The organism is Spirosoma foliorum, assembly GCF_014117325.1.
In the GTDB taxonomy this organism is placed as follows: Bacteria; Bacteroidota; Bacteroidia; order Cytophagales; family Spirosomataceae; genus Spirosoma; species Spirosoma foliorum.
This window is the reverse complement of sequence record NZ_CP059732.1, coordinates 6,233,540-6,246,946: the sequence shown is the minus strand read 5'-3', so window position 1 is coordinate 6,246,946 and position 13,407 is coordinate 6,233,540. Positions and strand designations below refer to the sequence as shown.

The window sequence follows — 13,407 nt, the reverse complement described above, 5'->3', positions numbered from 1 at the left end:
GACAGTCAGTATCTTATCCGTTGTTCATTATCCATTCTTCATTATCCATTTCCCCTTCATTAGTTTATTTCGCACGCCAGAATTGACGCAAGTCAAGCGTATGCGGATATTCCTGATTGACCAATTCGACCGGGGTATCCATCCGAAGATCTTTCTTGTGTTCGGCCACAAACCGGGAAATACTCGGCGTAGACTTCACCGTAACGGGAATTTCCTCTTTTTGAGACGGTGTATGTCCAAAGCCCCAGAAACGGCTGGTTCGGCGTGATTCAGCTTCGTAACTGTTGACCGGATACGTATCAAAACTACGACCACCGGGGTGCGATACAAAATAGGTACACCCACCCAGAATCCGATTGTTCCAAGTATCGATCACATCGAATACCAGCGGAGCATCTACGCCAATGGTTGGATGAAGGGCTGAGGTCGGATTCCAGGCTTTGTATCGAATGCCGGATACGTATTCGCCTTTGATGCCCGTATTCCTTAGGGGGACACGGCAGCCATTACACACCAATACATGGCGACCTTCGACAAAACCACTCACTTTTACCTGGAGCCGCTCCAGCGACGAATCGACAAACCGAGCGGTTCCGGTATTCGATAATTCCTCGCCCAGTACATGCCAGGGCTCGATACCGAGACGCAGCTCCATCTGGATATTATCCATAACAATAGTGCCGTGACGTGGAAATCTGAACTCAAAGAATGGATCGAACCAGGAAATATCGAATTGATAGCCAGCATCTTTTAGGTCGTTGACAATATCGACCATGTCCAGATAGGCGAAGTGGGGGAGTAGGAAACGATCGTGTAGTTCGGTTCCCCAACGTACCAGTTTTTTCTTGTAAGGTTGCTTCCAGAACATCGATACCAGCGCCCGTACCAGCAGCGTTTGCACCATGTTCATATGCTTGTGCGGAGGCATATCAAACGCCCGGAATTCCAGAATCCCTAGTCGGCCCGTCGATGAATCGGGTGAATAGAGTTTATCGATACAGAACTCTGTTCGGTGAGTGTTCCCGGTAATATCGACCAGAAGATTGCGGAAAATACGATCGACCATCCAGAATGGCACCTCCCGATCTTCCGGGATTTGATCGAATGCAATTTCGACTTCGTACAGGCGTTCGTCCCGGCCTTCATCAATGCGCGGAGCCTGGCTGGTTGGGCCAATAAAAGGTCCGGCAAACAAATAACTGAGTGCGGGATGGTGTTGCCAGTAGGTAAGTAAACTTCGCAATAAATCAGGACGACGGAGGATTGGACTATCTGACGGTTTTGCCCCGCCGATGGTCACATGGTTGCCGCCACCGGTACCCGTGTGCCGACCGTCGACCATGAATTTCTCCGTACCCAAACGAGCATAAAATGCTTCTTCATACAAGGCTGTCGTGTTATCAACCAATTCCTGCCAGTTGGCGGCTGGTTGCACGTTTACTTCGATAACACCGGGGTCGGGGGAGACGACTAGTTTCTGGATACGATAATCGGAGGGGGGCGTGTAGCCTTCAATCCGAACGGACATCTGTAATTTTTCGGCCGTGGCTTCTACAGAGGCAATTAAATCCAGATAGTGTTCCAGGTAATCGACAGGCGGCAGAAATACATATAGAATTCCCTCGCGGGCTTCAACGCTCAAGGCCGTTCGGATGGTGTCGACCTCGAAAAGTGGCGCTTTTTTCGACTTCGCGCCCTGTTTCTTCCGGACGGGTGCTTTGTAGGGTTGCGCTTCAGTGCCATATCGATTCGTAACTGCCGATTGATACTCCTCATACGCTTCTAACGCCGGCAGTTCTTCAAATGAACTCCGTTCTACTGCATCTTTTTTACGATCTTCCGATACATCGGGTAACGACGAAAGCGGTAGGCGTAACCCGATAGGGGAGTTGCCGGGTATCAGAAAACAGTTTTTACGACGGAATTGCCACAGGCAACTCACCCAACCATTCGTATCGTCATTCCATTCTATCGGCAGAGTAAAACCGGCGGGGTTATTTAGCCCTCGTTCCAGAATACCGGCCAGCGTTCGGCGTTCGATAGAGTCGCTTAGGTCGAAGGTGAGCGGATCAAGATTAACGGGTAGTTTGTCTTCTTCCAGTGCCCAATAAATTGGGTCTTCGTAGGCCGGAACAATATTGTCGGCGTTCAGCCCCAGGTATTTGGTTAGTTCAGTTGTGAAAATTTCGGCCTCTTTGTGCGTATACGACGTTTGGCTTTCCTTCGTAATCAGGTCGTCATTCTTCCAGATTGGCAACCCATCTTTCCGCCAGTACAGCGCATATTGCCAGCGTGGAAACAGCTCACCTGGATACCATTTCCCTTGTCCGAAATGCAGTAATCCACCATGCGCAAACCGGTTTTTCAGCCGTAGCGCGAGATTATAAGAGAGCTTGCGTTTGAGTGGCCCATCGGCGGCCGAATTCCACTCGGGCGACTCACTATCATCAATAGATACGAAGGTAGGTTCGCCACCCATCGTCATACGAACGTCGCCCGCTTGCAAATCTTTTTCTACATCATGCCCGACTTTCAGAATCTGCTGCCACTGCTCTTCGGTATACGGCTTAGTAACTCTCGGATCTTCGAAAATTCGGAAAACCTGATTTTCGTAGTCAAATGAAACTTCGGCTACATCAGTTGCGCCCGTAACCGGAGCTGCACTTTTGTAATGTGGCGTACAGCAAAGGGGAATATGCCCTTCATCGGCAAATAAGCCCGACGTTGGATCGAGGCCAATCCAGCCCGCTCCCGGTACGTAGGCTTCCACCCAGGCGTGTAAATCCGTAAAATCTTCCTCTGGCCCCGATGGGCCGTCTAATGATTTTACATCGGGTTTAAGCTGTACCAGATAGCCAGATACAAAGCGGGAGGCAATACCCAGATGTCGGAGAATCTGGACCAGTAACCAGGCCGAATCGCGACAGGAGCCACTTAACATACTCAGCGACTCCTCGCAGGATTGCACACCCGGCTCCATACGGATGTTGTACCCAAGGGTTTGATTGAGTCTCTGATTGAGATGAACCAGATAATCAACCGTTTTTATCGGATCGTCAATTCTGTTTTTGGCAATCCATTCGTTCAGTAACGGGCCGTTTTCCCGAATTTCCAGATAAGGACTCAGCTCAGAAAGTAAGTGCTCGTCGTAACTGAAGGGGAACGTTTCGGCGTATTCTTCAATGAAGAAATCGAATGGGTTAATGACTTCCAGACGAGCCAGTACTTCTACTTCAATTCGTAAGGTTTTCGTTTTTTCGGGAAAGACGACCCTGGCCTGGTAATTCCCAAACGGGTCTTGCTGCCAATTGATAAAGTGATTTTCGGGAAATATTTTGAAGGTGTATCCGTCGATTGGCGTACGTGAATGTGGGGCAGGGCGAAGCCGGAATATATGCGGAGAAAGCCCGACCAATCGATCGAAATTATAGGCTGTCTTGTGTGATATCGCAACTTTTATAGCCATAGAACAGGAATCGTAGGGATGAGTGAGGTGGGTACTACTAGAGAAGGTAAAATTATGGCGATCCTGGATTTTACCAATTGAATTCCTGTTTTTTATTCGATAAGACAAAATATTCTTTGCAATAGTGCAATTTTGTCCGATATTTTAATAATTGCCGCTTCACGTTGAAGTTTGATGATAGCGATGATGCCATTCGCAGACCAGATAGATTTCTAGCTCACAATTAAGCGTCAAAAGGGAGCTTGTTTTTTGAGCATCAACGTCGTATTCGTCCGCTGAAGAACGTTGGTAGTGACTTTTCAAGAAATTAAAAGGCTGTATTTCCGTGACCAATCAAGTGGATTGATCCAACAACTTGATTGGTCATGTAGTTATAGTACAGGCTAACAGGCCTTTACTCACGTTAAATGAACAGATAGTACTGATGAAAATATACCCATGCCAATGTGGTAATACGTTACACTTCGAAAACTCGTCCTGTGTTGTTTGCCACCGGGAAGTAGGCTGGTGCCCTTCCTGCGAAGGTATCCGGTCGCTCGACGCCGTAGATGCCTATACGTATAGCTGCAATCATTGTCAGGCTCAGGTAACAAAGTGTTTGAACTACCGGAATTATCAGGTTTGTAATCGGTTGGTGGAAGTAAAAACGACCTGGCAGGAAGCCAATGCCTATTGCAAATGCTGTAGCCTGAATCGGGTGGTACCGGATATGAGTGTGCCTGGTAATCGGGAGAAATGGTATAACCTCGAAGCGGCTAAACGGCGTCTCATTTACACACTGGATTTGTTAAAGCTGCCTTACGGGTCGATCTATGACGGATTCCCACTTCCGTTAACCTTTGACTTCAAGGGGAATGTGGTTCAGATAACGCATGCGGGAACAGATGCGATTATTGCCGAAAAGGTATTCACCGGCCACGCCGATGGCACAATAACGATCAATATTGAGGAAGCCGATCCAATAGAACGGGAAAAACTACGGGTGGACTTCGGTGAGGCTCGGCGTACGTTAATTGGTCATTTTCACCATGAAATTGGTCATTACTATTGGCAGCTGTTGGTTCAGAATAAGTGCGAAGACGAATGTAAGGCCATATTCGGTGATCATACGTCGCTGGGCTACTCGTATGCCATGAATCAGTATTACCAGTACGGCCCCAAGCCAGACTGGCCGCTCAGTTATATTAGTGCCTACGCCAGTATGCACCCCTGGGAAGACTTTGCGGAGACATTCCGGGCGTACCTGGAAATGATTACTATTCTGGACACCGCCGACAGTGTTCATTTATTGCTGGAAGCTGAAGAAGCGGTTGATTTCGAAGGTGCTCCTTTCGAAAAAATGCTCCTCAAATACGAGGAACTGGGCATCAAACTGAATGAAATGAATCGTACACTAGGCTTACTGGATATGGTCCCTGAGGTGTTTACCCCAGCCGTGATTCAGAAAATGAAATTTATCCATAAACTGGTGAAGCAGGGGCGTCTGATGAACAACAGCATGCAGAAGCAGGCTGTATTTGCGTAGGTAAAAGCAAAATCGCTAGCTGATTATCAGCTAGCGATTTTGTTTGCTGTCTGGCGCGAGTATTCACTCGTGCCTTCTTATATAGCCAGCATTTGCTGGTATTTCCTCTGTTCATGCGTCAGCGAATGCTGACAAAATTAAAGACACGGGTAAATACCCGCGCCAGCTTATTCCATTGCTAATCGACCGTGCTCAATTTGACGGTATTCGTTTTGCGAGACTGCGTTAACGGCATGCTGAGCGTATTGATGAAAATATCGCCAGATTGCAGCTTACCTTGTCCTATAAGCGTTTGTTTAATGGCCTCAACTGTCTGATCAACCGTCAGGGTTAGATCTGGCTCGTAAGGAAGCACTTGTACACCCCAATATAAACCAAGCGTGTTCCGTAGTTGTGCGTCGTTAGAGAAAACGTACAGATCCGCTTTTGGGCGGTGGTGTGAAATCCGAACGGCGGTATAACCCGAGTTCGTGATCCCAATAATTGCCTTCGCGTGGGTATCACGGGCTAGGCGACAGGCACTCATAACCACGTTATCGTTGAGCACGTTTTCGGTTGGGTGCTCATTCACATAGGCGTGGTAGCGATAATAAATTTTATCGGTAGTGGCTTCAACCTGTTTGATGGTATTTGCCATGCTTTCAACTGCCAGAATTGGGTATTTACCCGACGCTGTTTCGGCGCTCAACATAACTGCATCGGCACCGTCCATTACGGAGTTGGCAATATCGTTGATTTCAGCACGGGTTGGACGAGGAGCATCGATCATGCTTTCGAGCATCTGCGTAGCTACAATAACGGGCTTGCCCGCTTTGTTACATTTCTCAACCAGCATTTTCTGGATCATCGGTACCTCTTCGGCGGGTAATTCAACCCCGAGGTCACCCCGAGCAACCATTAAGCCATCAGTTGCAGCAACGATCTCGTCGATGTTTTGAATCGCTTCGGGCTTTTCGATTTTCGCAATAACGCGACTCTTTTTGCCTTTCGATTTGATGTATTCCTTAATTTCGAGAATTTCAGACGCTTCTCGTACGAACGACAGCGCAATCCATTCTGCATCGTGTTCGAGGCCAAATTCGAGATCGGTCCAGTCTTTTTCCGTTACCGCTGGCATCGATACTTTCGTATTAGGCAGGTTAACGCCTTTCTTCGATTTCATCGAACCACCATAAACAACTTCGGTAACAACATCGGTCCCTTCGGTACGCAGAACGCGCACTTCCAGTTTGCCATCGTCCATCAGGATACGTTCACCTGGATGTACATCGCGGTACATGTCTTTGTAAGGCGTACTTACCCGTTCGGCAGTGCCAATAATGTCGTCGTTGGTGAAAACGAGTTCCTGACCCGGTACGATTAGTACGCCATCTTTATGCTCAACGTTACCAATACGAATTTTGGGACCTTGTAAATCCTGTAATACACAGAGGTTTAAGTTGAATTCTTCGTTGATTTCGCGGATGAGGGTAAGCCGCTGCAGATGGTCTTCGTGAGTGCCGTGGGAGAAGTTGAGCCGGAATACATTTACTCCAGCTTTGGCTAATGCCAGCAATTGTTCTTTGGTTTCGGAAGCCGGGCCAACGGTGGCTACGATCTTGGTTTTCTTTGACATAGGATGGAAAATTGGGCAAAATCGGCCAGAAGCCGGTGCAAAAATAACCGGATGGGCTTATAAACAGTTGTATTAATGGAAATTTTACGGGAAACCTTAGAAGACTGACGTTACCAGATGGTTGTGACAAGGTCGCTGTAGAGCGGGAAATTGTGATCGGATGAAATAATAATCAAATTATCGGCGAGGGCAGTTGCCAGGATCATTCGATCGAAAGGATCTTTATGGTTATCTAAGAGGGGAACTGATGAATAAGTTTCAATATGATTAGCAGCCATAGGTAGCCAAAGAAATCCTGACTTAAGAACAAGTTTAATAATGTCAGGTAAGGAGCGCTTTATACCTGCGTCTTTACCTATGGCAAGTTTTATTGCAATCTCATAAAAACTGACTGCGCTAACGTAAGCTAGATCGGCACCGTTAATTACCGTACGAGCCTTTGGAGTCAATAAAGACTCATCTGTTACGTACCATATAACAGCTTGAGTATCCAACAAAACATTCATTACATATAATCTTTTAAGTCGTCCAAAGGATCGTTAAATTCTTTGGAAAACCAATATTCACCTACAAATGCCCCTTTCAGTAAGCCGGATGTGCGTTTAGGCTTTTCCTGGTTTTCGACGGTATCTTCTACAAGCGTCACAATTACTTTGGCGTTTTCGCTTTTTACGGGCAATTCTTCGTCCAGAATGATCTGCCCGTTTTTGTAGGTTCCTGTTACTGTTGCCAACATAGTTGTGTGAGTTTTAAGCAATAACGTAAAATACTTACAAACAATCCACATCAGCCACGATGCTTACTTGCCGTAATCCCTTGTCGGTCAGGATGTCGTTGATACGCTCCTGAATGTAGGCTTTCACGGCCTTGATATTCACCTTGTCGCGTTCGATTTTGATAAGAATGTCGAACAGAAACTGGTTCCGAATCCGCTCCACTAACGGCTCTTCTGGTCCCAGAATCCGGCTGCTACCCAGCGCATCGGTCAATTCGGCAGCAAGACGCTCGGCGGCACGATGGCTGGTAAGTTTGTCGGTATGCCGAACGGTGAGTTTGATCAATCGGCAGAAGGGGGGGTAGTTAAAATCCTGGCGTTCCTGAATTTCTTCTTCATATAAACCCTTATAGTCGTTCTGAATCACTTTTTGCAGAATCGGCTGTTGCGGATTTTGGGTTTGAATCAGAACAGTTCCTTGCCTTCCGGCACGTCGCCCAGCCCGACCGCTTACTTGCGTAATCATTTGAAAAGCCCGCTCGGTCGCCCGAAAATCAGGGAAATGAATAAGCCGATCGGCGTCGAAAATGCCAACCAGACTAACGTTATCGAAATCCAATCCTTTTGTAATCATCTGGGTACCAACGAGAATGTCGACCTCCCCCGTTTCAAATTCCTGGATGATCTGCTGATACGCATTTTTGGCGCGCGTAGTATCTAAATCCATTCGAATCACTTTCGATTCCGGGAAGAAAATCTGCAATTGATCTTCCAGTTTCTCAGTGCCGAAACCAATGGTTCTAACTTTCGTAGAGCCGCAGGTTGGGCAGGTACGGGGCACCTGATCTTTATGCCCACAGTAATGGCAGCGTAGTTCGGCGTCGCGCTGGTGGTAGGTCAGGCTTACCGCACAATTGGGACATTCGGCCGTCCAGTCGCAATCTTCGCACTGCATATAGGGCGAGTAACCCCGCCGATTCTGGAACAAAATACTTTGCTCTTTCCGCTCAATGTTGGCTTCGAGTGCAGTATATAAAGCGGATGAAAATTCATTTTTCATCGTTTTCTGCCGTTTCTCCTGTTGAAGATTCACCAGAAGAATATTTGGCAATGTAGCGTTTCCGAATCGCTGGAAAAGTTCTACCAGACCATAACGTCCTTGCTTAGCCTGAAAGTAGGTTTCGAGCGAGGGGGTGGCCGAACCTAACAATACCTTAGCCTGCTGCCAGTGAGCCAGCATAATGGCTACATCGCGGGCGTGGTAGCGTGGGGCCGGGTCGTGTTGTTTATAGCTAGTTTCGTGCTCTTCATCCACGATAATAAGCCCTAGATTGTCGAAGGGTAGGAAAACGGCCGAACGCACGCCCACCACAAACTGATACTGGCCGGATACCACCCCTTTCCAGACCTCCACGCGCTCATTATCTGAAAACTTGGAGTGATAAATGCCCATTTTATCCCCAAACACGCGTTGTAAACGGACCACAATCTGCGTGGTCAGGGCAATTTCGGGTAATAAGTAAAGCACCTGCGAGCCGCTATCAAGCGCCTGCTGGATGAGTTCGATGTAGACCTCGGTTTTACCACTACCAGTAATACCATGCAGTAGAACAATATTCTGGTTCTCGAACTGCGCCATAATCTGCGACGAAGCCGTTTGTTGGGCATCGGTTAGCTTGATTTCCACCTGCGGGGCCGCATTGTCCGAAAAACGGGGCTGAATTACTTCAAATGTTTCGAATACCTGATTTTTAATGAGCGTTGTCAGCGACGATTGCGACAGTTCGTCATCCTGATTGAGGATCGTTTTATCCAATCCTTTCTGATTCAACTCCGGACTGCGCTGCATCGGCACATGGCTCAGGTAGCGCATAACAACCTCCTGTTGTTTGGGCAGTTTTTCGAGCCGTTGCAGCAAAACTAGCAGCTGTTCCTTCTCCTCATAATTAGGATGAAGCCGAACCTTACGGATCATTTTCGGAATGTATTTTTCCCGAACTTCTTCAAAAACAATGACCGCTTTTTTACCCACTAATGACTTGATCAGGGCGGGAACATTGGTGCCTTCGCCAGCCAATCGGCCGAGTTCTTCGTAGGACAAAGCCGGGTGTTTTTTGAGTTCGACCAGCAGGGTTCCTTCAAATTCAGTAAGCAGTTCTGGGTAGTCAAAATCCGGATTGGCCTGCACTTTGGACTGGCTCGAAATCTTCAGACCCGAAGGGAGCGCAACGTTCATTACGTCGCCAATACAGCACATATAATACTCCGCCATCCACCTAAACAGCTCCAGTTGATAGCCTGTAACTAACGGATATTCATCCAGCACTTCGCTGATATAACGTGCCTGATAGGCCGTAGGCGGTGAATTATGCAGTTTAGCCACGACCGCCGTAAGTACCCGACTATTTTTTTTACCAAACGGTACAATAACTCTGGCACCAATTTTGAGAGTGTCGGCCATTCCTCGAGGAACTCTATAGGTGAACAATTTTGGTACCGGAATTGGTAAAATTAGGTCAGCGAAGAAAGTTATTTCTTCGCTCTCGAATGACGAAAACAACGTGTTTAACTGGTTTTCCACAGATTTGAGCAGTATGGAGGGTAAATATACGTAGAAAACCGCCAGCCGTCTGGCAAGGGTTTTGTCTGGCAAATGCTTGGCTATTTGATCTAATGAACAATAAGTATCCTTAATAAATTTAGTTATTTTTTATTGTAACTGGTTTTCTATCAATAGTTTATTAACTCTCTAGCGTTTAGTACATTCCTTTTTCCAACGAAGATTCTCAATTTATGAAGCAAATTTATGTATCCACCGCTGATCCCTACAGGAAATGGCTGGTTGCTTTATGGGTGCTTGTTGCCTGTATCACAACGGCTAATGCGCAGGTAAAGGGCATTGTTTTTCGTGACTTTGACCTAAATGGAATTCGCTCCGACACACTACCCATTGAAGTAGGTGTAGCCGGAGTTACTGTTCTGGCTTTTGTTGACCTAAGCAAGACACCCATCTCGACCACAACTGCTGCTGATGGTTCCTATTCATTCAGCAGTACCGACGCGCCAGCGGGTAAGATCGTGCGCGTTGAATTTGCAGGCCTGCCAACTGGTGACTACAACGGGCCTTTTGGGACGGGTAGCGGCACGAGTGTGCAGTTTATAACGGCACCCGCCGTCAATGCCAATCTGGGCATCAATTATCCGGCAGATTATTGCCAACGGACGGGAGTTAACATAATTACCCCTTGTTATGTGAATGGCAATACGCAGATAACAACCGATAAAGACGGAAATACCGTATCAGAGGATAAGCAATCGGCGAAGGCAGATGCATTGGTAAGTTTCTCATATAATGCGTATGGGGTAGCAGGCCCAACTAATTTCCCGCCTAATCACCTGGCAACTGCCGGAGAAGTAGGGGCAGTATGGGCACTGGCCTATCAGCGACGGACGAAAAAAGTCTTTAGCGCGTCTGTTGTTAAACGGCATGTAAGTTTTGGACCCGGCGGCCCTGGTGGTATATACATAACCGATATTGCATCCGGTACAACCACAACCTTCATGTCGGTTAGTTCGGTTGGTATTGATGTTGGCGATGATCCGCACGCCGATCCACTTGCTAATTTATTTGGTGATAAAACGCAGGCCAGCACCGATCCTGGCTCTATGAGTGCAGCGGGGCGAATGAGTTTTGGCGGTATGGACATGTCTGAAGATGACAAAACACTGTATTTCATTAACCTGAAAGATCGGAAGTTATATAGTTTGTTTGTCGATTCGCCAGCTGTTGCGCCAACGTCGGCTACTGCCGTAAAATCGTGGTCGGTTCCTGATCCGGGTTGTTCAAACGGCGATTTTCGGCCGTGGGCGCTTAAAGTCTATCACGGTAAAATTTATGTTGGCGTAGTGTGTTCTGCCGAAACGTCGGGGCTACAAAGTGACCTTAAAGCAACGATCTATCAATTCGACCCATCGACATCTGTATTTACAGAAGTACTAGCCTTTCCACTTGATTTTCGGCGTGGCCCGACAGATGCGACTACCGATCCTTTACATCCCGAAAACAGCTGCGCGAAATATGACCATTGGTTGCCCTGGACTGATGCCTGGCCAACGCCTTGTGGATTAGGTGATAGCCCTACGTTTGTGATGCATCCTCAGCCAATTGTGATAGATCTGGAATTCGATGATGATGGCTCCATGTTAATCGGTTTTCTGGATCGTTTCGGGCATATGGCTGGTGTTCAGAACCATGATCCGAATGGAAATGGCTTATATGATGGCTTTACTGCTGGCGATTTATTACGGGCTTCTTATACCAATGGAGCTTTTACGCTCGAAAGCAATGGGAAATCAGGAAATCTGACGGGCAGTGGAGTTGGTAACAACGAAGGTCCTGGCGGAGGTGAATTTTTTGGTAAAGATTACTGGTACTTCATTGACCATATTGGCCACGCGGAGGTAATAAACGGAGCCTTATCGTTTATTCCGGGTTATAGTGAAGTGATCACGTCGGCTTTCGACCCTATCGAAAATGTGTACCAGTCAGGCGGCCTAAAAGTGTTTAACACAAAAAACGGCGCTCTGAATCGTAACTATGTTTTATATACTCTTTCGCCGGGTTCGTTTGGGAAAGCATCGGGGATTGGTGATAGTAAAGCGCTATGTGACCCCGCCACTGTAGAGATTGGTAACCGGGTTTGGTTCGATGACAACCGTGACGGGATTCAGGATGCGTATGAGCCAGGTATCGACGGCATCGTACTGACGCTGCACGATATGGAAAATGGCGGTGCTTTGGTTGGCACGCAGACAACCCATGATGGCGGGCAGTTTTATTTTAATAACACAACTGTACCCGCCGGGCTTCTGTATAATCATAAATATGAGATTCGGATGGATACCCTGCAGTTGCCGAAGTTGGATATAACCTTAAACGGAACGAAACCTTTGGCCGGGGCAGGTGGCCGAGTGGCGGCTCGTGGAGCCAGACAGGGTGCTGCGGTTCCGCAACGTTACTATACGATTTCACCACTTAATCGGTCAAATTATACAGAGCCAGACCTGCGCGATTCAGATGCTCAGTTAGTTGGTGGATCGGCTGTTATTGCTGTAACCTCGAAAGACGCTGGTCAGAATGATTTTACGAATGATTTGTCGATTTACTCTTGCCCCGAACTAACTGCTGAGAAAGATCCGATTGAGGTATGTGCCGGACTCGCTGTAGATTCCATCGCTGCCCTTGGAAGTCATTTGAGCCGGGTTGATTCAGTTCGTTTTGTATTATTTACGACGCCACAATCGGGTACAGCTATGTACGGAAGTGGGGGTGTTGTGTTGGGTACGGTTTTGCCCGATGCCAACAGCCGGGCGGTGTTGTATCATCCGGCAATCAGCACAGTGAACAACACAGCTGCTCCTTCACAGCAGTATGTCTACGCCATTATTTACCCCACGCCCGAAAACCCATCCTGCCGCCAATCGAGTCCGATGGTTATAAAGGTTTCCCCATCGTTATCCGCTTCGGCTACAGGAGGTGAACTCAACTGCGCCGTGAAACAAGTTACGCTGAAGGGGCAAGCGCTTTATGGCGACGGTTCAGCTGCCTCTGTTGCTACGTATGCCTGGACCGGTCCCGGTAGCTTTACCAGCGCCCAACAGAATCCAATCATATCGGTTGCGGGCACGTATACGCTTACGATCAGCAGCCCAGATTGCCCCGGCACGTTGACTACAGTTACGACCAATGTGACGTCAGATACAACCGCACCTACTAACCTGACAGCTGCTGGCGCAGGTCTGGCCTGCGTAAACTGTACGGCAACCTTGTATGCAGAGGCACCCGGTGCTACCTTACTATGGTCTGGCCCGAATGGATTTACCAGTACTGAATCTGAACCAGTGGTCAGCGTTCCTGGTGACTATACAGTGACAGCAACAGGCGTAAATGGTTGTAAAGTATCCGCTAGCGTAGAGCTATTGCCCAGTAATAACGATGATCCGTGCATAAATCACGTGCCCGTTTGTGTGCCTATCACAATCAGGCGAATTAGATAGATCTTAGTACAGCGTGTGGTGGATTTCAG

Annotated in this window: 7 protein-coding genes; 2 read left to right on the top strand and 5 right to left on the bottom strand. The window is 47.7% G+C overall.

The window, feature by feature from the left end; translation table 11 throughout:
• Positions 1-64: 64 nt before the first annotated feature.
• Complete coding sequence (locus tag H3H32_RS26240; RefSeq protein ID WP_182458714.1) at positions 65-3,466, bottom strand: transglutaminase family protein; 3,402 nt, start codon at positions 3,464-3,466, stop codon at positions 65-67.
• A gap of 424 nt (positions 3,467-3,890) precedes the next feature.
• Here H3H32_RS26240 and H3H32_RS26235 point away from each other — a divergent pair, with 424 nt between their 5' ends.
• Positions 3,891-4,991, top strand: coding sequence for a zinc-binding metallopeptidase family protein (locus H3H32_RS26235; RefSeq protein WP_182458713.1), 1,101 nt, complete (start codon positions 3,891-3,893; stop codon positions 4,989-4,991).
• A 178-nt stretch (positions 4,992-5,169) separates the two neighbouring features.
• Here the strand turns inward: H3H32_RS26235 and pyk are convergent, their stop codons facing one another.
• From pyk to priA, 4 genes are all read right to left on the bottom strand, one after another.
• Positions 5,170-6,606, bottom strand: coding sequence for a pyruvate kinase (gene pyk, locus H3H32_RS26230; protein ID WP_182458712.1), 1,437 nt, complete (start codon positions 6,604-6,606; stop codon positions 5,170-5,172).
• 110 nt (positions 6,607-6,716) lie between these two features.
• Entirely contained in the window at positions 6,717-7,112 is a 396-nt protein-coding gene (locus H3H32_RS26225) for a type II toxin-antitoxin system VapC family toxin (RefSeq protein ID WP_182458711.1), read from the bottom strand.
• Positions 7,112-7,342 (bottom strand): hypothetical protein, encoded by a 231-nt coding sequence (locus H3H32_RS26220; protein ID WP_182458710.1) that lies wholly within the window; start codon positions 7,340-7,342, stop codon positions 7,112-7,114. Before H3H32_RS26220 ends, H3H32_RS26225 begins: the two co-directional genes overlap by 1 nt.
• Positions 7,343-7,376: 34 nt before the next feature.
• The gene (gene priA / locus H3H32_RS26215; RefSeq protein ID WP_182458709.1) at positions 7,377-9,902 is read right to left on the bottom strand and encodes a replication restart helicase PriA; all 2,526 of its coding nucleotides are present in this window, start codon (positions 9,900-9,902) and stop codon (positions 7,377-7,379) included.
• 212 nt (positions 9,903-10,114) lie between these two features.
• Between priA and H3H32_RS26210 the strand changes: the two genes are divergently transcribed.
• The gene (locus H3H32_RS26210) at positions 10,115-13,378 is read left to right on the top strand and encodes an SdrD B-like domain-containing protein (protein WP_182458708.1); all 3,264 of its coding nucleotides are present in this window, start codon (positions 10,115-10,117) and stop codon (positions 13,376-13,378) included.
• The last annotated feature ends 29 nt before the right edge of the window (positions 13,379-13,407 follow it).